At 70.7% G+C, this 24,599-nt stretch carries 26 protein-coding genes and 2 pseudogenes; 6 read left to right on the top strand and 22 right to left on the bottom strand.

What is annotated here, in order from left to right; translation table 11 throughout:
• Window positions 1–10: 10 nt before the first annotated feature.
• On the bottom strand, window positions 11–1,276 hold the full coding sequence (locus FF100_RS28960) for a GGDEF domain-containing protein (RefSeq protein WP_139039255.1): 1,266 nt from the start codon (window positions 1,274–1,276) through the stop codon (window positions 11–13).
• A gap of 375 nt (window positions 1,277–1,651) precedes the next feature.
• Window positions 1,652–1,828 (bottom strand): hypothetical protein, encoded by a 177-nt coding sequence (locus FF100_RS37355; protein WP_171070368.1) that lies wholly within the window; start codon window positions 1,826–1,828, stop codon window positions 1,652–1,654.
• A 142-nt stretch (window positions 1,829–1,970) separates the two neighbouring features.
• Between FF100_RS37355 and FF100_RS28955 the strand changes: the two genes are divergently transcribed.
• The 4 genes from FF100_RS28955 to FF100_RS38535 all read left to right on the top strand — a co-directional run bounded on the left by FF100_RS28955 (window position 1,971) and on the right by FF100_RS38535 (window position 5,464).
• Window positions 1,971–3,227, top strand: a complete 1,257-nt coding sequence (locus FF100_RS28955; RefSeq protein ID WP_139039254.1) for a glycosyltransferase family 4 protein — start codon at window positions 1,971–1,973, stop codon at window positions 3,225–3,227.
• A 38-nt stretch (window positions 3,228–3,265) separates the two neighbouring features.
• Window positions 3,266–4,729 carry a DegQ family serine endoprotease gene (locus FF100_RS28950; RefSeq protein ID WP_425463367.1) on the top strand — a complete coding sequence of 488 codons (1,464 nt, stop codon included), beginning with the start codon at window positions 3,266–3,268 and terminating at the stop codon, window positions 4,727–4,729.
• Window positions 4,730–5,069: 340 nt separating this feature from the next.
• The gene (locus FF100_RS38075) at window positions 5,070–5,276 is read left to right on the top strand and encodes a hypothetical protein (RefSeq protein ID WP_246102498.1); all 207 of its coding nucleotides are present in this window, start codon (window positions 5,070–5,072) and stop codon (window positions 5,274–5,276) included.
• Window positions 5,277–5,290: 14 nt separating this feature from the next.
• Entirely contained in the window at window positions 5,291–5,464 is a 174-nt protein-coding gene (locus FF100_RS38535) for a hypothetical protein (protein ID WP_342779028.1), read from the top strand.
• A 20-nt stretch (window positions 5,465–5,484) separates the two neighbouring features.
• On the opposite strand, the gene FF100_RS28940 is transcribed toward FF100_RS38535, so the two are convergent.
• From FF100_RS28940 to FF100_RS28860, 18 genes and pseudogenes are all read right to left on the bottom strand, one after another.
• Window positions 5,485–5,931 carry a hypothetical protein gene (locus FF100_RS28940; RefSeq protein WP_139039252.1) on the bottom strand — a complete coding sequence of 149 codons (447 nt, stop codon included), beginning with the start codon at window positions 5,929–5,931 and terminating at the stop codon, window positions 5,485–5,487.
• Window positions 5,928–6,263, bottom strand: a complete 336-nt coding sequence (locus FF100_RS28935) for a flagellar protein FlgN (RefSeq protein WP_139039251.1) — start codon at window positions 6,261–6,263, stop codon at window positions 5,928–5,930. Before FF100_RS28935 ends, FF100_RS28940 begins: the two co-directional genes overlap by 4 nt.
• 5 nt (window positions 6,264–6,268) lie before the next feature.
• On the bottom strand, window positions 6,269–6,742 hold the full coding sequence (locus FF100_RS28930) for a rod-binding protein (RefSeq protein WP_139039250.1): 474 nt from the start codon (window positions 6,740–6,742) through the stop codon (window positions 6,269–6,271).
• Between the two features lie 50 nt (window positions 6,743–6,792).
• The gene (locus FF100_RS28925; protein ID WP_139039249.1) at window positions 6,793–7,209 is read right to left on the bottom strand and encodes a hypothetical protein; all 417 of its coding nucleotides are present in this window, start codon (window positions 7,207–7,209) and stop codon (window positions 6,793–6,795) included.
• On the bottom strand, window positions 7,209–7,964 hold the full coding sequence (fliR, locus tag FF100_RS28920; RefSeq protein WP_246102496.1) for a flagellar biosynthesis protein FliR: 756 nt from the start codon (window positions 7,962–7,964) through the stop codon (window positions 7,209–7,211). Before fliR ends, FF100_RS28925 begins: the two co-directional genes overlap by 1 nt.
• Window positions 7,961–10,048, bottom strand: a complete 2,088-nt coding sequence (flhA, locus tag FF100_RS28915; protein WP_139039248.1) for a flagellar biosynthesis protein FlhA — start codon at window positions 10,046–10,048, stop codon at window positions 7,961–7,963. The genes fliR and flhA overlap by 4 nt, the downstream gene beginning before the upstream one ends.
• A 74-nt stretch (window positions 10,049–10,122) precedes the next feature.
• Window positions 10,123–10,389, bottom strand: coding sequence for a flagellar biosynthesis protein FliQ (gene fliQ, locus FF100_RS28910; RefSeq protein ID WP_139039247.1), 267 nt, complete (start codon window positions 10,387–10,389; stop codon window positions 10,123–10,125).
• A gap of 23 nt (window positions 10,390–10,412) precedes the next feature.
• Window positions 10,413–10,841, bottom strand: a complete 429-nt coding sequence (gene flgD / locus FF100_RS28905) for a flagellar hook assembly protein FlgD (protein ID WP_139039246.1) — start codon at window positions 10,839–10,841, stop codon at window positions 10,413–10,415.
• Window positions 10,842–11,016: 175 nt separating this feature from the next.
• Window positions 11,017–11,388: pseudogene (flbT, locus tag FF100_RS28900) on the bottom strand (flagellar biosynthesis repressor FlbT); the annotation flags it as partial.
• A gap of 8 nt (window positions 11,389–11,396) precedes the next feature.
• The gene (gene flaF / locus FF100_RS28895) at window positions 11,397–11,744 is read right to left on the bottom strand and encodes a flagellar biosynthesis regulator FlaF (protein WP_139039244.1); all 348 of its coding nucleotides are present in this window, start codon (window positions 11,742–11,744) and stop codon (window positions 11,397–11,399) included.
• A gap of 56 nt (window positions 11,745–11,800) precedes the next feature.
• Window positions 11,801–12,841 carry a flagellar hook-associated family protein gene (locus FF100_RS28890; RefSeq protein ID WP_139039243.1) on the bottom strand — a complete coding sequence of 347 codons (1,041 nt, stop codon included), beginning with the start codon at window positions 12,839–12,841 and terminating at the stop codon, window positions 11,801–11,803.
• 41 nt (window positions 12,842–12,882) lie between these two features.
• A complete protein-coding gene (gene flgK, locus FF100_RS28885; protein WP_139039242.1) occupies window positions 12,883–14,322 on the bottom strand; it encodes a flagellar hook-associated protein FlgK in 1,440 nt (479 codons plus the stop codon).
• A 49-nt stretch (window positions 14,323–14,371) separates the two neighbouring features.
• The gene (locus FF100_RS28880) at window positions 14,372–15,643 is read right to left on the bottom strand and encodes a flagellar hook protein FlgE (RefSeq protein WP_139039241.1); all 1,272 of its coding nucleotides are present in this window, start codon (window positions 15,641–15,643) and stop codon (window positions 14,372–14,374) included.
• A 186-nt stretch (window positions 15,644–15,829) separates the two neighbouring features.
• Entirely contained in the window at window positions 15,830–17,158 is a 1,329-nt protein-coding gene (gene fliI / locus FF100_RS28875; RefSeq protein ID WP_139039240.1) for a flagellar protein export ATPase FliI, read from the bottom strand.
• A gap of 1 nt (window position 17,159) precedes the next feature.
• Complete coding sequence (gene flgF / locus FF100_RS28870) at window positions 17,160–17,888, bottom strand: flagellar basal-body rod protein FlgF (protein WP_139039239.1); 729 nt, start codon at window positions 17,886–17,888, stop codon at window positions 17,160–17,162.
• A 7-nt stretch (window positions 17,889–17,895) separates the two neighbouring features.
• Window positions 17,896–18,771: a DUF1217 domain-containing protein gene (locus FF100_RS28865; protein WP_342779030.1), complete on the bottom strand. Its 876-nt coding sequence runs from the start codon at window positions 18,769–18,771 to the stop codon at window positions 17,896–17,898.
• A pseudogene (locus FF100_RS38530) lies at window positions 18,772–19,098 on the bottom strand (DUF1217 domain-containing protein); the annotation flags it as partial.
• Window positions 19,099–19,378: 280 nt separating this feature from the next.
• Window positions 19,379–19,864, bottom strand: a complete 486-nt coding sequence (locus FF100_RS28860; RefSeq protein WP_246102494.1) for a hypothetical protein — start codon at window positions 19,862–19,864, stop codon at window positions 19,379–19,381.
• A 222-nt stretch (window positions 19,865–20,086) separates the two neighbouring features.
• Between FF100_RS28860 and FF100_RS28855 the strand changes: the two genes are divergently transcribed.
• On the top strand, window positions 20,087–20,407 hold the full coding sequence (locus FF100_RS28855; protein WP_139039238.1) for a PilZ domain-containing protein: 321 nt from the start codon (window positions 20,087–20,089) through the stop codon (window positions 20,405–20,407).
• A gap of 116 nt (window positions 20,408–20,523) precedes the next feature.
• Here FF100_RS28855 and FF100_RS28850 read toward each other — a convergent pair whose 3' ends face one another.
• Window positions 20,524–22,248, bottom strand: coding sequence for a class I adenylate-forming enzyme family protein (locus FF100_RS28850; RefSeq protein ID WP_139039237.1), 1,725 nt, complete (start codon window positions 22,246–22,248; stop codon window positions 20,524–20,526).
• A 61-nt stretch (window positions 22,249–22,309) separates the two neighbouring features.
• Window positions 22,310–23,083 (bottom strand): SDR family oxidoreductase, encoded by a 774-nt coding sequence (locus FF100_RS28845; protein WP_139039236.1) that lies wholly within the window; start codon window positions 23,081–23,083, stop codon window positions 22,310–22,312.
• Between the two features lie 244 nt (window positions 23,084–23,327).
• Between FF100_RS28845 and FF100_RS28840 the strand changes: the two genes are divergently transcribed.
• The gene (locus FF100_RS28840; RefSeq protein ID WP_139039235.1) at window positions 23,328–24,530 is read left to right on the top strand and encodes an acetyl-CoA C-acyltransferase; all 1,203 of its coding nucleotides are present in this window, start codon (window positions 23,328–23,330) and stop codon (window positions 24,528–24,530) included.
• Window positions 24,531–24,599: the final 69 nt, after the last annotated feature.

Here is a 24,599-nt window from a genome sequence, read left to right as displayed (position 1 = left end):
CGGGCAGGATTCACGCCGCCCGCGCCCGGTAGACGGTGCGGTCGGCGACGCAGCAATTCCGGCCTGCGGCCTTGGCGGCGTAGAGTTCGAGGTCGGCGGCCTTCAGCGCCTCGGCGTAGGTCATGGCGTCGCCCACCCGCGCGACACCGGCGCTCGCCGTGACCGGCTGGGTCACGGCGGGAGCCCGTGCCACGGTTCGGGACGGAATCTGCCGGCGCAGGGACTCGACGGTGGCGACCGGGTCGTCGTCGTCGAGGAGCAGCGCGAATTCCTCGCCGCCGAGGCGGCCCGCATAGGCCGTGCCATCGGCCAGCGCCTCCGCCACCGCGACGATCACCGCGTCGCCCTGATCGTGACCGAAAGCGTCGTTGATCCGTTTGAAATGGTCGATGTCGAGGATCGCGACCGCACGCGGGCGCGTCGTCGCGAACCGGCGCTCCAGGCCGCGGCGGTTCGGCAGGCCGGTCAGCGGGTCGGTATGGGCGACGAGGTCCAGGGTGTCGGCCCGGGCCTGTGCCTGATCGCGTTCGCGCTTGAGCCGCATGAAGCGGTCGCCGACGCCGGCGGCGTTCAGCAGCATCTCCAGGGCGATGGCGCCGAACAGGGCGTACAGGAAGAGCCCGAACGGCCGGCCGAGCACGACGTCGTGAAAGAGGCTGACCCCGCAGACCGCCAGCACGCCGAGCGAGGCCGCGGTCTGGAACCGCGCCGCCCGGCTCCCGCGCGCGAGCGCCACCCCGAGCGACGTGCCGTACAGGGCGAGGACGCCGACGAGCACGAGGCTGCGCAAGGCCATGTAGGCCGGCGGACAGGGGGCGAGGAGCATCGCGGGCGTCGTCAGGGCGACGGACAACGGCAGAGACATCAAGCACCGGCGCAGGCGCGGCGGCAACGCGCCGGGTTCGAGCAGGGTGCCGAGGAACGGTCCCATCAGGACGATGACCCCGTCGAACAGGACGTTGATCGCGACCTGCCGGGCGAACCCCTCGGCGGTGACGATGGAGCCCAGGGGCAGCGACGACAGGCAGAGCGTCAGTGCGACGAGCGTCAGGATCCGGGCGATGTCCCAGAGCAGGAAGCGCTCGCGCAGGATGACGAAGAACGCGACGTTGTAGGCGGTCGGCAGCAGCAGGAAGCCGAGGAAAGCCCCGGTCAGCACGGCCGACCAGTCGAGCGGCGTACCGCGGGCGAAGCTGGACTGGGCGAGGGCGGGGCCGGCGCCAAGCAGCAGCAGCGCGACGGCGAGGCGAGAGGGGCGAAGGAGCGAGCGGATCATGCTGACGGGGCGATTTCGGCGCGTCACCCCGACATGGCTGTTCCGTGGGTCACCGTTGCGCCGGGAGCCGGTGTAAGCGCCAGCCTCCGTGACGGCAAGCCAACGATCCGTTGATAAAACTCAGGGTTTAACTTGCCGGCGCGAAACACTCTCCCTGCGACGCCAGACTTCCATGGTGCCGCTGCAAGGGAGGGGAGAGCGTCCGGGGCGATCGACGCGCGCAGGGCGAGGCGGTCGTGAGCGGAACCCGAGCGTCGAGCGATCGCACCATGCTCGGAGTTCCACGCCGAGGCGTGTCGTCCTCTTGCGCGCTCGCCGGTCCCGATTTCCCTCTCCCGCCCGGGAGGGGAGAATCGGGACCGGCAAGGCCCACGACTATTTCGTGATCTTCACCGAGACCGGGTCGCTCGACGGGAAGGTCTCCTCGAGACCCTCGTCGAGGCGCTCGTTCAGCTTGCCCTGCTGGTTCTCCGGCCGCGCCTTGTCCTCCGGCGAGGCGCTGTCGCGGCGAAAGCCCGCCTGATCCTTGTCCGGGGTCTTGGACTCGCTCATCGCGATCTCTCCTGTCGAGCGTCCCCGCTCGGGGACTCACTGCCCGGCTAACGCGCGGGGCCCGGGCCTGTTGCGTGCGCCTCGTGTTTAACGGGACGATGGTGCCCCGCCGGCTAGGCTTGGTCGACGAGAGGACCCGCCGATGCACGTCGCCATCCTGACGAACTTTGCCACGCCGAAGGGGGGCGCCGAGAAGGTCGCGATCGAATCGGCCCGCGGCCTCGCCGAGCGCGGTGTCGCCGTCACGCTGATCCACGGCGTCGACGGCCAGGCCGACCCGTTGCTCGACCATCCCGGCATTCACCGGGTGGGGCTCGGCCTCACCGACGTGTGGGAGCGGCCGGCCTGGCGCGGCGCGATCGAGGGAATCTGGAACCGCGAGGCGGCGCGGCGCCTCGCCGCCGCCCTGGCGGCCCTGCCGGCCGGGCCCGACCTGCTGCACCTCCACCAATGGACCCGCTCGCTGTCGCCGGCGGTCTTTTCCGTGCTGGCGCGCAGCGGCCTGCCCGTGGCCGTGACCCTGCACGACTACTTCCTGGCCTGCCCGAACGGGGTCTATTATCGCTTCGACACCGCCGAGCCCTGCACGCTCACGCCGCTCTCGGCCGGCTGCCTGACGGCCTCCTGCGATCCGCAATCGCCAGCGCACAAGGGGGTGCGGCTCGTCCGCTCCGCCGTGCAATCGGCGGCCATCGCCCGGGGCTTCACCGGGCGCCCGCTCGATCTCGTCCACGTCTCCGACGGCAGCCGGGCGCGGCTCGCGCCGATGCTGGGCGACGGGCGCTTTCGCCACCGCCGGGTCGACAACCCGGTCCGGGTCGCGCGCGCCGCCCCGGCCGATCCGGCCTCGGGCGACGCGGTGGCCTTCGTCGGCCGCCTCACCCGCGAGAAGGGGGCGGACCTCGTCGCCGAGGCGGCCCGGCGGGCGGGCCTGCCGTCGCTGTTCATCGGCGACGGGCCGCTCGCCGACGCATTGCGGGCCGTGCCGGGGGCCGAGGTGGTCGGCTGGCGCCCGCCGGCGGAGGTCGAGGCGCTGCTGCGCCGCCGCGCCCGGGCGGTGGCGGCGCCGGCGCGCTGGCTCGAGACCGGCCCGTTGACAGTCTACGAGGCGCTCGCCGCCGGCATCCCGGCCGTGGCGTCGGACCGGGCCGGGGCCGGGGAGAAGATCCGGGAGGCCGAGACCGGTTTCGTCGTCGCCCCCGACGTCGCGGCGCTCGCCGAGGTCTTCGGCCGGCTGAAGGACGACGCCCTGGTGCGGCGCTTGGGCGAGGCGGCCCATACCCGCTACTGGTCCGCTCCGATGACCCTCGAGGCCCATGCCGGCGCCCTGTGCGACCTCTATGCCGGGATGACGGAAGCGGCCGAGGCGCCATCTTTTCAGCGCAGTGCTGTCATGTGAGAGAGCATCCAGCCCACGAGCCCGATATCAGGAGCCGAATGCCGATGCGCCGCCCGACGCCCCCTCTGCTGCTCGCCGCGCTCCTCCTCGGGGTCGCCCATCCGGCGGCCGCGCAGGCCCCGTCGGTGCCGCCGTACCGCGCCCTGCAGGACAACCGGGCATTGCCCGAATCCAAGGCGCAGGTGCAGCTCTCCTTCGCGCCCCTGGTCAAGCGCGCCGCGCCCAGCGTGGTCAACGTCTACGGCACCCATGTCGAGAAGCGCGCCGGCAACCGCGGCGCCATGGACGAGTTCCTGCGCCGCTTCTTCGGCGATGCCGGCCCGAACCTGCCGCAGGAGCGGGCGCAGCGCTCCCTCGGCTCGGGCGTCATCGTCGATGCCTCGGGGCTGATCGTCACCAACAACCACGTCATCGAGAACATGAACGAGGTGAAGGTGGCGCTGAACGACCGGCGCGAGTTCGAGGCGCAGATCATCCTGCGCGACCCCCGCACCGACCTCGCCATCCTGAAGATCAAGAGCCCGACCGGCGGCCTCACGCCGATGGAGATCGGTGATTCGGAGGGGCTTCAGGTCGGTGATTTCGTGATCGCGATCGGCAACCCGTTCGGCGTCGGCCAGACGGTGACGCAGGGCATCGTCTCGGCGCTGGCCCGCACCCAGGTCGGCTCGGCCGATTACCAATTCTTCATCCAGACCGATGCGGCGATCAACCCCGGCAATTCGGGCGGCGCGCTGGTCGATCTCAACGGTGGCCTCGTCGGCATCAACACCGCGATCTACTCGCAGTCGGGCGGCAGCCACGGCATCGGCTTCGCCATCCCCGCCAGCATGGTCAAGGCGGTGGTCGAGACCGCCAAGGGCGGTGCCCGCACGGTGCGGCGGCCCTGGCTCGGCGCCCGGCTCCAGCACGTGACGCCGGACATCGCCGACAGCGTCGGCCTCGACCACCCGACCGGCGTGCTGGTCGCCTCGATGCAGCCGAAGAGCCCGGCCGAGGAGGCGGGGCTGAAGCGCGGCGACGTGATCCTGGCAGTCGACGGCCAGACCGTCGACGACCCGGAGGCCTTCGGCTACCGCTTCGCGCTCAAGGGCATCAAGGGCGAGACCAAGCTGACGGTCCTGCGCGGCGCCACCCGCACCACGGTGCCGGTGCGCCTGGGTCCCGCGCCGGAGACCCGCCCGCGCGACACCCTGAAGGTGAAGACCCGCTCGCCCTTCCTCGGCGCCACGGCGGTCAACCTGTCGCCGGCGGTGGCGGAGGAGATGCAGATGGACCTGTCGGCCCAGGCGCAGGGCGACGGCGTCATCATCGCGGAGGTCGAGGGCGGCACCGTCGCCAACCGGGTCGGCCTGCAGAAGGGCGACATCGTCGTGGCGGTGAACGGCGCCCCGGTCGCCTCGACCAAGGACCTGGAGCGCATGACCCGGGCGCCGGCCTCGATGTGGGAGGTGACGATCAACCGGGGCGGGCAGCAGCTGACATCCGTCTTCGGGGGATAGGGCCGGCCACCGGAGGGTTAAGCACCCTCCTGGTCATTCCGGGGCCGCGCGGCGGAGCCCGGAATCCGGACGTTCAGGTGGTTGAAGGCAGTGGCGGCACGCTATCTGCCCCGTCCTGCACCTCCACCGGGTCTGGATGCCGGGATACGCTGCGCGGCCTGGGGTCTGAAGCGGCGGCAGTGATGAGGAGGCGTGCCCTTGAGACACGACGCTGATTCGCCGGTAGGACCAATTTCTACTGAAACCATCTTGGACGCCGACAGTACGACGCGCGTAGTGAAGATGATGTCGATCGAGTGATGGCGACCGTATCAAGGCCCTCGTATTGGAGCTTCGAACGATGACCAGCCAACAGCCAGAAATCGTCGATATCCAATTCCTGGAAGAGTTGCTTCACCGCCCGGAAGTAAGGCGTTCGAGAGTTGCTCTAGAATCCCTGCTTGCAGTTGGGTTCGTAGAATTTTGGGCATCGGGTATCGTTTATAATAGAGATACGATCATCGAACGTCTTATTAGCGAAGATGGCATAGCGGAAATGATATTTTAGCAGATAATTATTCAATGATAATGATTTCGGATGACGCAGTACTGTTGACGTATGACAGCGAGAGTACTCAGGGCGACGGAGCGAGGCGGTATGTTTTGCGGAGCTCGATCTGGAAGCGCCATGACGATCGGTGGCAGTTGCTTTTTCACCAGGGTACGGTCAAGGAACGAGCGCGGGCGTCCAGCTAGGCTTCCCGAGGCTTGCTCGCTTACGATCGCACTTCCCGCTTGGCCACGAAGTTGATCTCGTCCACCAGCACGTCCTTGACCACGTCGCCGCCGAGACGCTCGTTCACCTTCGCCCGCACCTCGTTCAACCGCTTGGTGATGTCGTATTTCGCGAGCTTGCGGAAATCGAGGGCCGGGTCGGCGTAGATCTGACGGAAGGCCTCGTCGACCACGAAGGCGTTGGGCGGTACCGGCAAGGTGTGCATCAGCTTGGCGTCGGCCGTGAAGACCAGCACGGCGATGACATAGCCCTGCACCTTGCCGTCGGCGATCATCGGAATGTTGATCGGCGCGAGCTTCTGGTACTGGAGGCCCTCCAGGTAGGGCTCGGTCTTCTTCGTCATCAGGCCACCGCCGAAGGTCACGGCGGCGTAGCAGGACGCGATGGTGACGGCGCAGATCCACAGGCCGGTGATCAGGATCTTCATGACCAGTGCTCCCTCCGCGCGGAATAGGTGCCGTCCGACTCCGCGGCCAGCGCCACCTGGGCCAGGGTCTCGCCGATCTCCTCCACGGCCCGCAGGTGCAGGGCGACGACCTGCTGGTTGCGGGCGAGCTTGTCGCGCAGGCGTGCGAGATGGATCGCGACCGTGGCGTCGAGGGCGGTGACGTCGAGGCCGCGGGTCAGGCGGGTGAGTTCCAGGAGCCCCTGGCTCTTGCGATGGTTGAGGGCGTCGAGATCGACCGGGGCCCGGGTCTCCAGCGCCTCGGTCTCTTCCTCGATCACGGCCTCGAGTCGCTTGACGCAGGACAGCAGCACGGCGGTCAGACCTTGGCCGCCGGATTGGCGGCATCCGCCGGCGCGGCGGCCGGGCCGGCCGGATGGGCGGCATTCAGCATCTTGGCGACGCCGATGCCGCCGGCCTTGGCGATCTGGGTGCCGATCTGCTCGGCCAGCATCGACTTCCAGATGCCGCCGGCATTGCCCTTGCCGTACACGGTCTCGGACTTCTCCGGCATCATCGCCTCGACGAATTGCTGCAGCACCAGCCCCTCGAACTTCTTGTACGGATCGCTGCCGGTGCCCGAGAGACTGGTCTGGTTCTGCAGGCCGGTGAGGGCGCCGCGGGCATCGAGCGGCATGTGGGTCGAGAGGCCGACGTCGCGGGCCGCATCCGCGAAGGCGGTGGCGCCGGCGCTGCCGGGCTGCGACAGCTTGGCGGCAGCCTCCTGGTAGCGCGCCGGATCGGCGGCCCGGGCGACGTCGAGCACGATGTCGGAGGGCGGGGAGATGCTCATCGGCTCAGCTCGGAAGTCTCGTGGTGAAGGGTTTCTCTAAGCCCGCTGGCTTACGGGAGGCTTGTGCCGGGGCGGCCGAGGCGGGCCGCGATCCCGTCGAGGCGCTCGAGGTCCTCGCGCTTGTCCGCCGCGCGGCGGTGATCCTCGGCCCGGCGTTCGGACAGGGCCTCGGCCCGCTTCCGGGCGAGGCCGCGCTCGCGGACGGCCTCGGCCTGCGCGGCGGCCTCCGCCTCGAGCGCGGTGGCCTCCGTGGCGAGGTGGCGCAACCGCTTCGCCGTGGCCTCGAGCAGCATCGGGCCGTGATCGGAGGAGGCCAGCGCCGACAGCAGCCGCGCCCGGTCGGCCTCGATCCCGGCCGCGCGCTCGCGGGTCGCCGCCAGCTCCATCTCGGCCACCCGGCGCATCTGCTCCTGTACGGCGACGAGCCGCTGGGCGCGCTTCAGCCGGTCCCCGGTACGGCCCGCCATCAGCCGCGCTGCAGCCAGGTCGCGTAGCCGAGGAGGAACTGCATCATGAACTCGCCCGCCAGGTAATAGAGCATCAGGAGCCCGCCGAACATCACGAACGGCGTGGCGATGAAGTAGACCGGAATCGTCGGCGTGAGCTTGTTGATGAAGCCCGCCGCCAAGTTGACCAGGATCGCGTAGAGGATGAACGGCGCGGTGATTCGCAAGCCCAGCATGAAGGCGGTGGCGATCTGGTCGACGATCCGGGTCAGCATGACTTGGGAGCCGACGCCCTCGCCGGGCGGGATGCGGGCGTAGGATTCGACGAGGCCGCGAAACAGCTCCCAGTGCAGGTCGGCGGCAAACAGGATCGCGGTCGCGGTGAGCAGGATCAGCGCCTCGACCGCCGGCACCGGGTCGATGCCCTCGACCGGCGAGCCCGGCATGCCGCCGAACCCCACCATGGTCGAGGTCGCGTTCATCACCGTCTCCAGCACCAGGATGAAGATCCGGCCGAGAAAGCCGATCATCAGCCCGGTCAGGGTCTCGCTGACGATCCAGGCCAGCGTCTGGGTCGGCGCCTGGCCGGCGAGCCGCGGCTCGAATTGCGGCACGATCAGCGGCGCGATGGCCAGCGACACCGCGGCGGCGATGAGGAGACGGACCTGCTGCGGCACCCGCGGGCTGGAGAAGCCCGGGACGACGAGCAGGCAGCCGCCGACCCGGCAGAAGATCAGGAAGACGGCAAGGAAGCTGTCCGGCCCGATCTTCGTCACGAGACCGTGCCCAGCGACTTGATCTCGACGCCGCGCGCGATCTCGAGATGCGACAGCACCGGCAGGGTCGGGAAGATCCGCTCGATGATCATCCGCACATAGGGTCGGGCGTCGGGCGCGGTGACGAGGGCGAAGCCGTGCACCTCCTTCATCCGGGCACGGATCGCCTCGGAGGCCTCGGTGCCGAACTGCTCGACCAGGCGCGGGTCGATGTCGAATTCCACCACCTCGCCCTTGGCGTCGCGCTTCAGGCTCTGGTGGAACGACAGGTCCCAGCTGGCCCCGAGCCGCAGCACGTTGAGCACGCCGTTCTCGGCGAGGTCGCCGCAGATCTGCTGTGCCATGCGCATCCGCACGTGCTCGGCGATCTGCTCGGCCCGGCGCGCATGCGGGGTGATCTCGGCCACCGCCTCCAGGATCAGGTGCAGGTTGCGGATCGAGACCCGCTCGGCCAGCAGCAGCTTCAGCACCGCCTGCAATCCGGAATAGGAGATCTGCGACGGGCAGATCTCCTCGAGCAGGCGCTTGTACTCGGGGTCGAGGCGGTCGAGGAGGCCGCGCATGTCCTTGTAGGACAGGAATTGCGGCAGGTTGTTGCGGATCACCTCGGAGAGGTGGGTCAGCAGGACCGAGGCGCCGTCGATCGGCTCGAAGCCGCCGCGGCGCACCTCGGCGGCGTAGGAATCCATCACCCAGAGCGCCTTGAGGCCGAAGGCAGGCTCGCGCACCTCGTCGCTCGGCACGTCGGGCTTCGGCCCGTCGCCGACCACCACCAGCATCTCGCCGGGGCGGATCTCCTGGGCCGCCGCCACGGTGCCGTGGATGAGGATCTGGTAGGTCTTCGGCGGCAGCGCGAGATTGTCCGAGACCTTGATGTCCGGCACCACGAAGCCGTATTGGCGGGCGAACTTGCGCCGCATCTTGGCGACCCGGTGGCCGAGCTCGGCCTGCGAGGCCTGGATCTGCGAGGCGGCCTGGCGGCCGAGGCAGAGCTCGATCTCCGGGGTCTTGAGCGATTCCTTGACCGAGTCCTTCTCCTTGGCCTCGGCCTGCTTCACCGCCTCCTCGGCCCTGGACTTGGCCTCCGCCGCGTCGGCCTGGGCCTGGAGGCGGCGCGGGATCGTGCGGGCGACGAAGAACAGGAGGCCGCTCAACGCCGTGAAGGGCAGGAAGGGCAGGCCCGGCACCAGGGCGAACACCCCCATCATCGCCGCCGCGACGAGGAGCGCCCGGGGATAGGCGCCGAGCTGGCCGATCACCGCCTGCTCGGCGGTGCCCCGCGTGCCGCCCTTCGAGACCAGGAGGCCCGCGGCGAGCGAGACGATCAGGGCCGGGATCTGCGAGACCAGGCCGTCGCCGACCGAGAGCTTGGTGAAGATGTCGGCGGCGGTGCCGAGCGGCAGGCCGTGCCGCGTCGTCCCGATGATGATGCCGCCGAAGACGTTGACCGCGATGATGATGAGCGAGGCCACCGCCTCGCCGCGCACGAACTTGGAGGCGCCGTCCATCGAGCCGAAGAAGGCGCTCTCCTCCTCCAGCTCCCTGCGCCGGCGCTGCGCCTCCTTGTCGTCGATCAGCCCGGCATTGAGATCGGCGTCGATCGCCATCTGCTTGCCGGGGATCGCGTCGAGGGTGAAGCGGGCGCCGACCTCGGCGATGCGGGTCGCGCCCTTGGTGATGACGAGGAAGTTGACGGTGATCAGGATCAGGAACACCACGATCCCGATCACGAAGTCGCCGCTCATCACGAACTGCGAGAAGCCCTGGATGACGTGGCCGGCGGCGTCCACGCCCTTCTGGCCGTTGGCCAGGATCAGCCGGGTCGTGGCGATGCCGAGCGCCAGGCGCAGGAGCGTCGCGATCAGCAGCACGGTCGGGAAGGACGAGAATTCGAGCGGCTTCTGGATCCACAGCGCCACCATCAGGATCAGCACCGACAGGGCGATCGAGAAGGCGAGCCCGACATCGATGAGGACCGCCGGCACCGGCAGGAACAGCACCGCCAGGATCGCCACGATGCCGGCCGCGAAGCCGAAATCCCGCCGCGACTTGCGCTCCGTCGCGAGTGCCGCGCCCACCGCCATGACGTCCCCATGCTCCGCGACTGCCTGAGCCGGAGGGTGTGCCACCTTTGGCTTGTGCGGAGGTTGGGGAGCCTTCAGAACCCGGTCGCGATCCGCCCGTAGGCGGCCTCGGCGAAGGAGTGGATCTGCCCGCCGACGAAGGTGCCGGTGACGAGGAGCACCAGCAGGATCACCACGATCTTCGGCACGAAGGTCAGGGTGACCTCCTGGATCTGGGTGAGCGCCTGCAGCAGCCCCACGGCGATGCCGACCAGCATCGCGGCGCCGACCGCGGGACCGGCGGCCACCAGCACCGTCCAGATCGCCGAACGGACGAGTTCGAGGGCGTCGATCTCGTTCATGATCCCCTCCCGCCGGGGAGCCCTTACTGGATCACGATGCCGGAGGCCAGCAGCACGTCCTGGCCGCTGGTCAGCCGCGCCAGCGCGCCCTCGCTCGTCACCCGCACCGACTGGACGGTGCCGGTGGTGGTGCCGTCGGCCGAGGTCAGGGTGCGCCCGATCACCGTGTCGGCTTGGTCGAGGAAGCTCGATGCGAGCAGCGAATCGAGCTTCTGGTTGGTCTTCGTCGCCTGCTCGACCTGCGAGAAGGTGGCGAGCTCGCCGACATACTGCGTCGAGTCCATCGGCTTCGTCGGGTCCTGGTTCTTCAGCTGCGCCATCAGCAGCGTCAGGAAGGTGTCCGAGTTCATCGAGGCGGCGACGGAGCTGCCGGCCTTGGCCGCCGCCGCCGCGGTCGAGGTCGCGGTGGATGAGGTGCCCGCGGCGGTGCTGGACGTGATGGCGACGGACATTTCAGGCCTCCGGGTCGAGGGCGGGCAGGGTCTGGGGAGTGCGGCCTCGCGCGGCTTGCGACCGTCGGACCTCCGATCCGGGCGACGGCCGCTCCCGCGGGCGCTCGGGGCCACGGGTGCGGCGAGCCAGCGCGCCGAGGGCTGGAACCGGCACCACCGGCCCGTCATCCGGGCTGAGGAGAAGCGCCTCGGTGGGGTAGAGCCCGCGGATCTGCTTGAGCGCCTCGTAGAGGCGACCGGCCTCGATGAAGCCGTGGGCGGCCTCCAGCCCCTCGCGCAGGCCCGGATCGCGGATCGTCGCCATCAGGCCGTCGCGGATGCCGTCGTAGAGCGACCGTGCCGCCGCGATCCGGGCGGGGTCGATCAGCATGGTCTGGGCCGCGAAGTAGAGCTGGCGCAACGGCGTCGTCGCCTCCTCCACCTGCAGGACATGGCTTTCGAGCAGGAAGGTGGCGTCGTTCAGGAGCTCGATCGACACCTTGCGGTCGACCCGCAGCACGGCGCCGTTGATGTAGATCCGCTCCCCGGCGCGCAGCGACAGACGCATGGCGCCCCTCACCGAAGCCCGTCGCGGATCGAGGTGTTCACCTCGATCAGGGCGGCGAGGCTGCGCTCGGGCGAGCGCAGCACCGCGCCCGCTTCCTGCATGTTCCAGGCGCCGATCGACACCAGGTCGTCGCGCAGGGCCTCCGGCAGCGCGTTCTCGGGCGCCAGCAGGTCGGCGATCAGCACGTTCCAGAGGTCCTGCACGAAGCCGATCGCGGCCGTCCGCTCGGGGCCGGCGAGGCCGCGGGCCTCGACGTCGCGCAGGAGGGTGAGCGCCCGGTCGAAGGCGGCGCGCTCGCGCTCGCGGCCGACCTCCGGCGCGTCCTCCAGGATCTCGGAATAGGAAAAGCGGTACATCGGGCCGATGCCTCGTCGGTCTGGTGTCGTGCGCGGTCGGGGGCGGGCGCGTCGCGCTACGCGACGTACTTCAGGAGCGACAGCTCCTGGAGCTGCGCGGTGAGCGCGTACGAGATGTTGAGCTGCTTCGTCGCGGCGTCGAGCAGGGTCTTCGCCTCGACCGTGTCGACCGCCTCGAGTCGGGATATCTCCTTGGTGATGAGGGTGGATTGCGCGTCGAGCCGGGTATTGGCGTCGGTGAGCCGCGCCTGGCTGCGGCCGAGATCGGCCTGAATCGAGACGAGGCCGGCGCTGCTCTTGCTCAACAGGCTCATCACCCGGTCGGAGACGACGGACTGAGCATCGGCCGACAGGCCGGAGAGGCCGAGCCCGGCCAGGGTCGCCGCCTCGGCGAGCTGGCGGATCGCCGTGGCGTTCGCGGTGACCGAGGTGGTCGCGCTCTCGCTCAGCGAGATCCGGCTGGTGATGGCGGTGTCGGAGGCCTGCGACCAGGTGGTGCCCCAGCCCGTATCGGCGAACTGGGTCGCCACCGTCCCTTCGAGGAAGGTCTTGATCTGCGCCGCCGTCAGGCTCGCGGCCCGGGCATCGCTCGGCGGAAAGGTGAAGGTCGCCGTGAAGGCCGCGATCGCCGCCGCCTTGGCATTCGCCGCCGCGCCATCGCGCATCGGCGTGACGTCGGTGTTGATGCCGGAAAACAGGGCCTGGCCGCCCGCCGTGCTGTTGAGCAGGCCGGTGAGCGAGGTCAGCATGTCGCCGGACGAGGCCGCCATCGCGGCCATGCGCTTGTCCGCCGTCAGGCCGGTCAGGGTGGTGAACTGGGCATCGGCCGATTTCTGCAACTGCTGCAGGATGGTCTGGCTCGTGCTGAGGCGCAGAGCCGTGGCGCTGTTGCCGTCCTGGAGGGCGGCGATCTCCGCCGTGCTCTGGCGCAGGCCGAAGCTGCGACCGACCTGGCTCCCGAGGGCGAGGCCGGTATCGGCGTAGCGCCCGGTCGTGATCTCCTGGGTCGCCCGTTCGATCTCGGACTGGAGCCGCATCGACGCGGCGCGGGGCGCGTTCAGCAGGCTGAGGCTGGAGATGTAGCTCGTGGTCATCATGGGGTGTGAGCCTCTGTCTCAGGGAGCGACGCCGCGACGGCTCACCGGACCGCGTCCAGGAGCGTCTTCAGCATGTCGTCGACCATGGTCAGCAACTTGGCCGAGGCGGTGTAGGAGCGCTGGAGCTGCAGGGTCAGGGCGACCTCGTCGTCACCGTTGACGCCGACGGCGTTCGACAGGGCGTCGGTCGCCCGGCCGAGCAGCGTCTTCTGGTACTCGGCATCGCCCGAGGCGGCCTTGCGGGTCGCCTCGAGCCAGCCGGCGGAATCGGCCGCGAAGCTCGTCAGCGTCGTGGTCTCGTTCAGCGGCGGGCCCGGGGTGAAGCTGCGCGCGGTGGCGAGGCGGCCGATCAGGTCGGTCAGGCGTGTCGAATAGGCGGCGTCGGTGCTCGGGTTGGACCGGTAGGTGCTGCCGTTCATGCCGCCGTCGCGCAGGGTCGTGACGTCGCCGCCCACATTCGGGTCGACGGCGGCGTTGACCGCGATGCGCCCGGCGAGGCCGAGGGTCGAGGTCGGCAGGGCGCCGCTCGCGCCCGCCGTGAACAGGCCCGTCTTCGAGACGGTCCCGTCGGACTCCCGGAACGTGTCGATCAGGGCGCCGGCGATCGCGTCGAGCTGGTTCTCGTAGGTGACGGTGCTCTCGTCCCGCAGGGTGGCGAGGCCGGCGAGCCGCCCGCTCGAGAGCCGCATCGGCGAACCGCTGCCGGTGACCGGGACGCCGTCGACGACCACGGCCGCGCCCCGCGTGCCCGCCGAATAGGCCGTCGTCGGGGCGAAGGTCACGGCGCGGGCGCCGCGATCGTAGAGGATCACGCCGCTGTCGGTGGCGACCGCCATGTCGCCGCCGGGGCGCTCGCTGACGGTAATGCCGATCTCGGCGGAGAGCTGCGACAGGACGCGGTCGCGGTCGTCGAGGGCGTCGCTGACGTCCTGGCCCGCGTTGGTGCCCCGCATCACCGCCTTGTTGGCGCGGTCGAACTGGCCGAGGAGGTCGTTGATCGTCGCGACCGAGCCCACCATGGCCTGGTCGGCCTGCTCGCGCACGGCGTGCACCGCGTCGGACGCGCTCTTCAGGCTGGTGGCGAGGTCGCGCGCACCCTCGACCGCGGCGCGGGCGAGGTTGGCGTCGTTCGGGCGGTTGGCGGCGGCCTGGAGCGCCGCGTTGAGGGCGCCGAGGCGCGCCGCCGGCGATTCGGCGTCGCTGGTATCGCCCACCGTCTTCGACAGGGCGGTCAGGCCGTCGAGCAGGGCCTGCCCTTCCGCCGCCGATGAGGTCGCGGCGAGCTTGCGGCCGAACAGGGCCGCGTCGCTCGCGCGGGTGACCACCAGGGTGGTCCCGCCCGCGCCGCTCACCAGGCTGACGACCTTGCGCGAATAGCCGGGATCGTTCGCTCCCGCCGTGTTGCGGGCGGAGGTGGCGATCTGGCTCGACGTCGCGAAGAGTGCCGAGCGTGCGGTGTTGAGCGCGAGCGAGAGGCCCATCTGTCAGTTCCTGGTGGCCTTGGTGGTAACCTTGTGAGCCGATCGACCGCTACCGCTTCAGGCTCATCAGGGTGTCGAGCATCTCGTTGCCGGTCGTGAACACCTTGGAGTTGGCAGTGAAGACTGACTGCGACTCGATCATCGCCGTGAGCTCGGTGCTGACATCGACGTTCGATTGCTCGAGCACCCCCGACTTGATCGTCCCGCGCCCGCCCTGGTTGGCGAAACCGACCTGGATGTCGCCCGACTCGACCGTCGGCCGGTAGACGTTGCCCGAGCGCGGCTCGAGGTTGTCGGCACTCGACACCGTGGCGACCGGCACCTTGAAGGCCGCGATGCGCGAGCCGTCGTCGAAGGTGGCATAGACGGTGCCGTCCGCGTCGAACGACGTGCCGGTCACCGCCGCCGGCGACTTGCCGTTGGCCTTGCCCTCCACGGCGTAGTCGCCGGCGAGCTGGGTCAGGCCGGAGAGGTCGACCGTCATGCTCTGGCCGCCCGGGACGGTCACGGTCATGGACTTCGCGCCGGTGAAGGGGCCCGTGCCCCTGGCGCCGGTGCCGGTGATCTTGCCCTGGGCATCGAAGCCGATCGTGGTCGAGCCCAGTGCCGTGCCGGACGGCAGGGTCGGGGTGGATCCGCTCGGGGTCGGGTTGGCGGCGGCGTCGTAGAGCGACACCGTCCACGTGCTGTCCGCGTTCTTCGCCAGGTAGACGTCGAGAGTCCGCGACTTGCCGACGTTGTCGAAGGTCACGACCGAGTACTTCTTCGAGTACTGACTGGTGTTGGCGACGGCGGTCTCGTCGACCGGGAGCTTGCCCGAGAGGGCGCCTTCGGTGGTCGGAGTCGCCCGGCTGCTCACCGCGGCGAGGCTGATCGGCACCATGTCGGCCACGCCGTTGAGCGTCGTGGTCGGCTCGCCGCCGTCGAGCAGGCTGTAGCCCATCAGGGTCATGCCGGCCGCGTTGGTGAAGTTGGTCGAGGTGGCGTCGATCCTGAAGTTGCCGGCGCGGGTCAGGAGCGGCGCGCCGGCCGGGTCCTTGACCACGAAGAAGCCGTTGCCGTCGATCGCGAGGTCCGACTTGGAGGTGGTGGCGTTGAGGGTGCCGCCCTCCGAGATCGCGCGCCGCACCGTCGTCTCGACCGAACCCGAATTGTAGTTGCCGGTCCCGGTATCGGCGATCAGCAGCGAGGAGAACTCCGTCGAGCTGCGCTTGTAGCCCGCGGTACCGGAATTCTGGATGTTCTCCGCCACGGTCGAGATGCGGTTCGACTGGGCGTTCATGCCCGAGACACCGGTGCGGAGCACGCCGATGAGACTCATTGCGGGACCTCGTTCGTCGAGAAAAGTGCGGGTAGGGCGCAGGCGGGACGGGGCTCGGCCGGTGACGGACCTTGGCCCGGGATGAGTGTGGCTCAGGGCGGACTAGAAACGCTCAGGCTTGCGCGGAGCTTGGAAGTGGAGCTCCCGGGCAGCGAGACCTGTGGGCGAGAGGAGACGCTCATCGTGTCAGCCCCTCAGGCTCTGGGCGAGTTCCAGGAAGGCGTCCCGGCTCGCCGGCTGGCTCGGATCCTGGCGCAGGGCGTCGTAGATCCGCGGCACCAGGGCGATGGCCTGGTCGAGCTCGGCATCGGTCCCGTTGCGGTAGCCGCCCATCAGGCGCAGGTCCCGCGTCTCCTCGAACCGGGCCATCATCGCCCGGAGCTTGCGGATCAGGTCGCGCTGCTCGGGCGTCCAGACCTCGGTGGCGAGCCGCGAGATCGAGCCCAGGAGGTCGACCGCCGGGTAGCGGCCCTGCTCGGCGATGGCGCGGTCGAGGACGACGTGGCCGTCGAGGGTGCCGCGGATGCTGTCGGCGACCGGGTCGTTGTGGTCGTCGCCGTCGACGAGGACCGAGAACACGCCCGTGATGGTGCCGCGCCCCTCGAGGCCGGGGCCGGCCCGCTCCAGCAGGCGAGGCAGGTCGGAGAAGACGCTCGGCGGGAAGCCGCGGGCCACCGCCGGCTCGCCCGCCGCCAGCGCCACGTCGCGGGCGGCGTGGGCGTAGCGGGTCACCGAATCGACGATCAGCAGCACCGATTCGCCGCGATCGCGAAACGCCTCCGCCACCGCCAGCGCCACCTTGGGCGCCTGGCGACGCATCATCGGGCTCTCGTCGCCGGTCGAGACGACCACCACGGCGCGCCCGCGGCTCGGCGCGAGCGGGCCCTCGAGGAACTCGCGCACCTCGCGTCCGCGCTCGCCGACCAGGGCGACGACGACGCTGTCGAACCCCTCCGCGCCCGCCAGCATGGCGAGCAACGTCGACTTGCCGACGCCGGACCCGGCGAAGATGCCGATGCGCTGGCCGGCGCAGAGCGGCGTGAAGAGGTCGAGCGCCCGCACGCCGGTGCGCAACGGCGCCCGCACCCGGGCCCGGCCGAGCGCCGCCGGCGGATCGGCGTCGAGGGCGGCGGCGGTCGCGCCGGAGGCCAGCGGCCCGGCCCCGTCGATCGGTCGCCCGAGGGCGTCGATGACCCGGCCCTTCCAGCTCGGATCGGGCCGCAGCTCCGCCGGCCCGAGGCGGTGGGCGAGGGTGCCGATCCCGGCCTCGATCCGGCTCTCGTAAGCCTTGAGCGTCGCGCCTTCGGCATCGATCCGCACGATCTCGCCGACCTGCGGCCGGCCGCTGACGGAGAAGCCCATCCGGTCGCCCAGGCGCACGAAGGGCGCGACGCCGCCGATCCGGCAGGCGCTCGCCGTCACCTCGCGGATCGGCCCGCCGATCCGCACCAGGGCACCGTCGCGGCTCGCGCCGGCCATCGCCTCGGTCAGGCGCGCGATCGGATCCGTCGCCATCCTAGCCTCCCTGCGGCGAGAGCGACTTGACGGCGCTCAGGAGCGAGGACTCGGCCTCGGCGGTCGCCGTGGCGGCGCTCTCGAAGGCGCGCTGGATGGTGACGAGCTTCGTCATCTCCATGATCGGGTTGACGTTCGAGCCCTCGACGTGGCCCTGGAGGACGCCGATCCCGGTGAAGTCCTGCACCGGCCGGACCGGGAGGCTGGAGGTCACGGCGTTGCCGGGCGCGCGGGTGAGCGTCCCCTTCTTGTCGAGGATGTAGAGACCGAGAGCGCCGACCTGGTTGGTGCCCTGGTAGATGGTGCCGTCGCGTCCGATGGTCGGCGGTCCCTGCTGCGGGTCGAGCAGCAGGGACGAGCCGCCCGGGTCGAGCACCGGCTGCCCGGTGAGGGTGCGCAGCTGGCCGGTCGCGTCCATCGTCAGGCGCCCGTCGCGGGTATAGACCGGGCCGGAGGGACCGCCGACGCCGAGCCAGGCATCACCCTGGATGGCGACGTCGAGGGGGGAATCGGTCCGGGTGATCGGGCCGGAGGCCCGCGACAGGAAGGTGTCGCCGGAGCCGACGAAGGCCACCGTGCCCTTGGTCGCCTGGGCGAGCAGGGCGGAGAACTTGGTCTCCTCGGCGCGGAACCCCGACGTCGCCATGTTGGCGACGTTGTTGGCGGTGGCGTTCAGGCGCTTCTCGAGGGCGACCTGGGCCGAGAGGTTGACGTAGAGACTGCTCTGCATGGCCGCCTCACGCCTGAGCGTTGCTGAACAGCGCCAGGATCGGATCCGCGGCGGTGTTGTTCTGGGCGTCCCAGATCGCCGCGAAGCGCCGGGCGAAGGCCTCGACCTTGGCCGGGTCCTGGAAGCTCGCGAAATCGATCTTCTTGGAGATCAGCGTCGCGCGCGCGGCCAGGGCCTCGCTCGTTGTGGCGTTGCTGGTTTCCGGCAGGCCGATGACCGTGTTGATCACCTTCGTCAGGGCGGCATCGCCCAGGATGTCGTAGCCGCTGTTGAGCATCGGCGCCTTGCGGGCGAAGTAGAGGGCGAGGCGGACGCCGGTATCCTCGTCACCGGCATCGTCCTCCAGGCTCTGCTGCAGGTAGGCGTCGACCACGCTCTGGACGTTGGCGTCGGGGGGGATGTCGGTGCCGATGCCGATATCGACCGCCTTCTGGCCGGCGGCGGACAGGGCGGTGTTGTTGACGCTCACGGTGCGGACCTTGCCGCCGGCGGCGTAGAAGGTGTCGGCGTTGAAGCCCGTGCCGCCCGGGACGCCGTCGGCACCGTAATCCTCGTAGGCGCTCGTCTGGAAGAACAGGTTGCCGTTCGGGCCGGTGCCGACCTGCACCTTGCCCATCAGCCCATTGGCGCCGGAGGCCTCGATCTGGTCGCCGATCGCGTCCCGGATCTCGTCCTGCGTGACCTTCGTCAGGTCGGCGACCTTGCCGGCGAGGCTGGCGCGGTTGAGGACGATGGTCGCGGTCTTCGTCGTGGTCTGGTCGACCCGGGACGCGATCGTGAAGCGGGCCTCGTTGGTGCCGGAAAAGTCGTAGCTGTCGGCGAGCGGGGTCGGCAGCGAGAGCTGCGCGCCGATCGCCGAGACTTGGCTCGTATCGGTCAGCACCGCGTCGGTGCCGGTCGCGGAGGCGCCCTGGGTGAAATCGAAGGCCCTCGCGAAGGCGACGTAGCGGTCGTCGGCCAGCCGGTTGGCGAAGGCCGTGGCATCGCTCGTGCCCTCGGTCAGGACCTTGCGCATCAGCGCCTTGGCGTAGCCCATGTCCTCGAGGCCGAACGCCTTGACGGCATAGTTGTAGAGGCGGGTATCGGCCATGAAGTCGTCGACCGACTTCACCTTGCCGATATTGGCCTGGTAATAGGCAGTCTCGCGAGACACGATCGGCTCGGCGCCCTTGCGCTGCAGCGAGGTCGCGAGGTTTCGCGACAGGAGCATGTAGCTCGTCAGGGTGGTCACGGCGTCAGGTCTCCGGCTCGTCCGTCCGCTGCGGTCGGCCGCAGCGGCGCGAGGCCCCGATCTAGCCTCGGTACTAGGCGGCCACGCTTGCTCGTGGCTTGCAGCGGCTTGCTCGTGGCTTGCAGCGGCTTGCTCGTGGCTTGCAGCGGCTTGCTCGTGGCTTGCAGCGGCCTGCTCGTGGCTTGCAGCGGCCTGCTCGTGGCTTGCAGCGGCCTGCTCGTGGCTTGCCGCGGCCCGCTCGTGGCGTGCAGCGGAGCGCTCACAGCGCGGTCGGCCCGATGATCGTCTCGGTGGTGATCACGATCCAGCCGGCGCCCGTGCTGCGGATCGACAGCACACGGCCGGCTCCCGGCAGGAGGGAGCCGACGGCGACCTGGTGGATCCCGTCGCGCCCCTCGACCACGGCCTGGCCGGCCGATGCGCGGCGCAGGGCATAGCCCGTGGGCGGCGGCGCGCTGAGCGCCGGCAGGGCCGCGGCCGGCGCGGCCGGCGCCGCCGGGGCGTCCGGCAGCGAGCCGGTGATCAGCGGATCGAGGTCGGGCTCGGGCGCGCGGCCCTCGGCGACGGTCCGCTTCCAGGCGAAGGGCCCGGCCGAGGCCGGCAGCACCGCCCGCACGTCGTAGGGCCGGACCGGCTGGGACAGCGTGTAGCCGGCAAAGCCCGAGGCGGTGAGGGCGAGCAGGATGACCGCCCCGAACACGCCCCGCTCCGCCGCCGCCTCCCGGGCCCGGCGTCGGGCGACCAAGCTGGCGACCGGGCTTGCGGGCGGGAGGGGGGAACGCTTGGATGTGGCCGGGGCAGCGGGCATGGCCGGGATTCGATCGTCAGGTTGATGGCTAACGAGGAATGAAGGAACATGCTTGACGGGCGGTTAACGGGCCCGCCGCGAGGGCCGGCCCGGTTTCCGCCCCGGACAGAAATGCCGTAAGCGTCGGCGGACGGGCGCGGGGCCCGGTGCGGGGATTCCATGACCGACCTGCGGGACAGCGACGCCGCCGAGGATGCGGAGGGCCGAAAGGCCGACCCGGTCCCCCGGGCGGGCCGGCGCCGGCGCGTGTTCCAGCAGGGGCGGCTCGTCCTCGGCCCCGACCGCCTCGTCGCCTGCGAGGTCGCGGACCTCTCGGTCGCGGGCGCCCGCCTGCGCGTTCCGGCCCGGGTCGCGCTGCCGGAGGCCTTCTCCCTGGTCATCGTCGGCGACGACCTGCGCACGGTGGCCGTCCGCCTGCGCTGGCGCCGGGGCGATTTCGCCGGGGTGACGTTCGAGGGCGCGGGGGCCTACATCGCCTGAGGGGTCGGGGACCGCCCCCGCGCGGCGCGTCCCGGCATCTGCCGCACGAGGCGGTCCCGGGCTCCGCTCCCGCGGGTCCGACCCGCCGGCAGCGGGCCGGTGCGGCCGGACGGTCCTCAGAACAGCGTCTTCAGCGCGCTCTTCAGGATCTTGCCGTTCGGGTTGCGCGGCAGGATCTCCTCGTGGAGCAGGATGCGCACCGGCACCTTGAAGGCGGCGAGCCGGTCGGCGACGAAGGCGCGCAGCGCCTCCTCGCTCGTCTCCGCCCCGCGGGCGATCGCCACCACGGCGCCGGGCTCCTCGCCGAGCGTCGGATGCGGGAGGCCGACCACGGCGGCATCGACCACCGCCGGGTGCTCGTGCAGCACGCTCTCGACCTCGGCGCAGTAGATGTTCTCGCCGCCGCGGATCAGCATGTCCTTGGCCCGGTCGACGATCGTGATGAAGCCCTCGTCGTCGATCCGCGCCAAGTCGCCGGTGCGCAGCCAGCCCTCGCGAAACACCTCCGCATCGGCATCGGGCCGGTTCCAGTAGCCCGCCACCACGACCGGGCCCTTGACCCACAATTCCCCGACCTCGCCGGCGGGCAGGGCGTTGCCCTCGGGATCGACCGCCTTCGCCTCGCCGACCGGTAGAGGCGGGCCGCAGCTGTCGGGGCGGTGGACGTAATCCTCGGCCTGGTGGTGGGTGAAGGTGGCGGTGGTCTCGGTCATGCCCCAGCCGGTGGCCGGCTGCGCCTTCGGGAAGACGGCGCGCAGGCGGCGCACCAGCTCGGCCGGCGCCGGGGCGCCGCCATAGCTGATGGTCTCGAGGGACGACAGGTCGTGGGTGCCGGCCGCCATCCCGTCGAGGAGCTGGAACGCGATGGTCGGCACGCCGCCGGCGCTGGTGCAGCGCTCGCGCTCGATCAGCGCCAGGGCCCGCGCGAGGTCCCAGCGGCGCATCATCACCAGGCACCCGCCGCGATAGAGGTTGGTCACCAGGGTGGCGAAGCAACCGGTGACGTGGAACAGCGGGATCGACAGCAGCGCCACCTTCTGGGGGGCGCCCGGGTACGGCACCGGCACCGGCTCGCCCCGGCGCAGGAAGGCGCGCGCCGCCGAGAACGGGTGCGCCATCACGTTGCTGGCGCCGGCGCGGTGGGTGCCGATCGCCCCCTTCGAGCGGCCGGTGGTACCCGAGGTGTAGAACAGGGTGGCGACATCCTCCGGGCCGATCGCCACCTCCGGCAGGGTTCCTTCCGGCAGGTCGCCCCAGGCCGCGACCGGGCCGATGAGGTCGGTCAGGCTCTCGGTGCCGGGGGCGGCCGGGGCGCGGGCGATCAGGACCCGGGCGAGCGCCGGGTAGCCGCCGCGGCGCTCGGCGATGCGTGCCCAGCGCTCCTCGTCGACGATGGCGACCGACGCGCCGGAATCGGTGAAGCCGTGGTCGAGCTCGGGGCCGGTCCACCACGCGTTGAGCGGCGTGGCGATGGCGCCGGCGAGGATCGCGGCGAAGAACGCCACCGGCCATTCCGGCAGGTTGCGCATCGCGATCGCCACCCGGTCGCCCGGGCGGACGCCGCCGCGGATCAGGTTCTCGGCGAGCGCCAGGGTGGCGCGGCTGAACGCCTCGAAGCTCGCCCGATCGTCCTCGTAGACCAGGAAGGTCTTGTTGCCATGCGCCCGCCCGGCCACGACGATGTCGCGCAAGGTGAGCGGCGCGTTGGCCCAGATCCGCGTCGGCACACCACGGATCGGGATTTCCGCGATGGCGAAGGGCGCGCCCGGCGCGGTCAGGCGGGCAGTCGCCTCGGCGAGGGAGATTGCGGGCCAAGACGGGGGGGTCGTCGGCTCGGTCATCGGCGCACTCGTGACTCGTTTCGACTCTCGGGGCGGGAAGGGCACGATCAGGCGAGGGACATCAGGTGATGGTCTGGCCGCCGTCGATCACGATGCTCTGGCCGGTCATGAACGCGCCGGCCGGGCTGGCCAGAAACACGGCGGCGCCGGCGATCTCGTCGGGCTGGCCGATGCGGGCCAAGGGCGTACGCGCCGTGTAGGCGGCGCGGGACGTCGGATCCTCCCACAGGGCACGGGCGAAATCGGTCTGGATCAGCCCCGGCGCGATGCAGTTGACCCGGACGTTGTGCGGCCCGAGCTCGACCGCGAGGTTGCGGGCGAGCTGGAAGTCGGCCGCCTTCGAGACGTTGTAGGCGCCGATCACGCCCGAGCCCTTCAGGCCGCCGACCGACGAGACCAGGATGATCGCGCCGTCCTTGCGGGCGATCATGCCGGGCGCGCAGAAGCCGATCAGCCAGTGGCCGGCGATGACGTTGTTGTCGAGGATCTTGCGGAACTGATCGTCCGAGATCCCGCTCATCGGGCCGTAATACGGGTTCGAGGCGGCGTTGCAGACCACCGTGTCGATGCGGCCGAAGCGGTCCTCGGTGCCCTTCGCCAGGCGCTCCAGGTCGGATTTCGACGAGATGCTGGCCGGGATCACCACGGCCCGCTCCTCGCCGTGGCGGGCGTTGATCGCCTCGGCCACCGCCGCGCAGGCCTCCGCCTTGCGCGACGAGACGACGACCCGGGCCCCGTGCTCGGCCAGGCGCTCGGCGATGGCGCGGCCGATGCCCCGCGACGAGCCGGTGACGATCGCAACGCGACCGGTGAGGTCGAAGAGCGGCGTCTGCATGCGGCGTCCCTCCTGTCGGCGCTGCCAAAACAGGCCTTGCTTTTGGCCCGACCTTAGCCCTGTATGGCGATTAAGCAAGCCGTGTTTTCGAAAACGCGGCCGTGGGGAGGGCAGGACCGGGGCGCCGCCGTAGGTCCGGACCTGGGTTCCGGAGGCCTTGCGGCTCCATACCCGATCCCCGATAATGAGGCAGAACCCCGCCCCGCCGACAGAGCGGCGGACGGGGCGGTCGGAGGAAACCGTGATGCGGGAAGCCGTCATCGTCGCCACCGCGCGCACCCCCATCGGCAAGGCCTATCGGGGCGCCTTCAACGACACGCAGGCCCAGGCGCTCGGCGGCCACGCCATCGCGCACGCGGTCCAGCGCGCCGGCATCGATCCGGCCGAGATCGGCGACGTGGTGATCGGCGCCGCGCTCCAGCAGGGCGCCACCGGCAGCAACATCGCCCGCCAGGCGGCGTTGCGCGCCGGCCTCCCCGAGACCGTCGCCGGCATGAGCCTCGACCGGCAATGCGCCTCGGGCCTGATGGCGATCGCCACCGCGGCGAAGGAGATCATCTCGGACGGGCTCGACGTCGCGGTGGGCGGCGGCCTCGAATCGATCTCGCTCGTCCAGAACGACAAGATCAACCGGTTCCGGGCGCAGGATCCGTGGCTCGTCGAGCACGTCCCGGCGATCTACATGACGATGATCGAGACCGCCGAGAACGTGGCCGAGCGCTATCGTATCAGCCGCGAGGCGCAGGATTCGTATGCCCTGCACTCGCAGCAGCGCACGGCCCGGGCGCAGGCCGAGAACCTGTTCGCCGACGAGATCGTGCCGATGGCGGCCCGTATGGCGGTCGTCGACAAGGCGACCGGGGCGGTCTCGCACAAGGAGATCACGCTCTCGCAGGACGAGGGCAACCGGCCCCAGACCAAGCTCGAGGACCTTCAAGGCCTCAAGCCCGTGTTCAAGGACGGCCAGCGGATCGCGGAAGGCCGGTTCATCACCGCCGGCAATGCCAGCCAGCTCTCGGACGGGGCGGCGGCGGTCGTGCTGATGGAGGCCCGCGAGGCCGAGCGCCGGGGCCTGCAACCGCTCGGCGCCTATCGCGGCATGGCGGTGGCCGGCTGCAACCCGGACGAGATGGGCATCGGCCCGGTCTTCGCGGTGCCGAAGCTCCTCGCTCAAGCCGGCTTGACGGTCGACGACATCGACCTGTGGGAGCTGAACGAGGCCTTCGCCAGCCAGGTGCTGTATTGCCGCGACCGGCTCGGCATCCCGGACGAGCGCCTGAACGTCAATGGCGGCGCGATCTCGATCGGGCATCCCTACGGCATGTCGGGCGCGCGGATGACCGGGCACATCCTGCTGGAAGGCCGCCGGCGCGGCGCCAAGTACGGCGTGGTCACGATGTGCGTCGGCGGCGGCATGGGCGCCGCGGGCCTGTTCGAGATCTACTGAACCTGCCACCATCCCGGCTCATGACGGCGCCCGCCAAGAGGCGCCCGGAGGACGCCGGCAGAGGGACGA

This window comes from Methylobacterium terricola (assembly GCF_006151805.1).
GTDB lineage: Bacteria > Pseudomonadota > Alphaproteobacteria > Rhizobiales > Beijerinckiaceae > Methylobacterium > Methylobacterium terricola.
Note: the sequence above shows the minus strand (reverse complement) of the source record. Positions and strands in the feature narration are given on the sequence as shown.

Bases quoted from the DNA above. Each gene is read 5' to 3' on its own strand.
- FF100_RS28960 (WP_139039255.1), bottom strand. From the start codon at position 1,276: ATGATCCGCTCGCTCCTTCGCCCCTCTCGCCTCGCCGTCGCGCTGCTG.
- FF100_RS37355 (WP_171070368.1), bottom strand. From the start codon at position 1,828: ATGAGCGAGTCCAAGACCCCGGACAAGGATCAGGCGGGCTTTCGCCGC.
- FF100_RS28955 (WP_139039254.1), top strand. From the start codon at position 1,971: ATGCACGTCGCCATCCTGACGAACTTTGCCACGCCGAAGGGGGGCGCC.
- FF100_RS28950 (WP_425463367.1), top strand. From the start codon at position 3,266: ATGCCGATGCGCCGCCCGACGCCCCCTCTGCTGCTCGCCGCGCTCCTC.
- FF100_RS38075 (WP_246102498.1), top strand. From the start codon at position 5,070: ATGACCAGCCAACAGCCAGAAATCGTCGATATCCAATTCCTGGAAGAG.
- FF100_RS38535 (WP_342779028.1), top strand. From the start codon at position 5,291: ATGATAATGATTTCGGATGACGCAGTACTGTTGACGTATGACAGCGAG.
- FF100_RS28940 (WP_139039252.1), bottom strand. From the start codon at position 5,931: ATGAAGATCCTGATCACCGGCCTGTGGATCTGCGCCGTCACCATCGCG.
- FF100_RS28930 (WP_139039250.1), bottom strand. From the start codon at position 6,742: ATGAGCATCTCCCCGCCCTCCGACATCGTGCTCGACGTCGCCCGGGCC.
- FF100_RS28925 (WP_139039249.1), bottom strand. From the start codon at position 7,209: ATGGCGGGCCGTACCGGGGACCGGCTGAAGCGCGCCCAGCGGCTCGTC.
- flhA (WP_139039248.1), bottom strand. From the start codon at position 10,048: ATGGCGGTGGGCGCGGCACTCGCGACGGAGCGCAAGTCGCGGCGGGAT.
- fliQ (WP_139039247.1), bottom strand. From the start codon at position 10,389: ATGAACGAGATCGACGCCCTCGAACTCGTCCGTTCGGCGATCTGGACG.
- flgD (WP_139039246.1), bottom strand. From the start codon at position 10,841: ATGTCCGTCGCCATCACGTCCAGCACCGCCGCGGGCACCTCATCCACC.
- flaF (WP_139039244.1), bottom strand. From the start codon at position 11,744: ATGTACCGCTTTTCCTATTCCGAGATCCTGGAGGACGCGCCGGAGGTC.
- FF100_RS28890 (WP_139039243.1), bottom strand. From the start codon at position 12,841: ATGATGACCACGAGCTACATCTCCAGCCTCAGCCTGCTGAACGCGCCC.
- flgK (WP_139039242.1), bottom strand. From the start codon at position 14,322: ATGGGCCTCTCGCTCGCGCTCAACACCGCACGCTCGGCACTCTTCGCG.
- FF100_RS28880 (WP_139039241.1), bottom strand. From the start codon at position 15,643: ATGAGTCTCATCGGCGTGCTCCGCACCGGTGTCTCGGGCATGAACGCC.
- fliI (WP_139039240.1), bottom strand. From the start codon at position 17,158: ATGGCGACGGATCCGATCGCGCGCCTGACCGAGGCGATGGCCGGCGCG.
- flgF (WP_139039239.1), bottom strand. From the start codon at position 17,888: ATGCAGAGCAGTCTCTACGTCAACCTCTCGGCCCAGGTCGCCCTCGAG.
- FF100_RS28855 (WP_139039238.1), top strand. From the start codon at position 20,087: ATGACCGACCTGCGGGACAGCGACGCCGCCGAGGATGCGGAGGGCCGA.
- FF100_RS28850 (WP_139039237.1), bottom strand. From the start codon at position 22,248: ATGACCGAGCCGACGACCCCCCCGTCTTGGCCCGCAATCTCCCTCGCC.
- FF100_RS28845 (WP_139039236.1), bottom strand. From the start codon at position 23,083: ATGCAGACGCCGCTCTTCGACCTCACCGGTCGCGTTGCGATCGTCACC.
- FF100_RS28840 (WP_139039235.1), top strand. From the start codon at position 23,328: ATGCGGGAAGCCGTCATCGTCGCCACCGCGCGCACCCCCATCGGCAAG.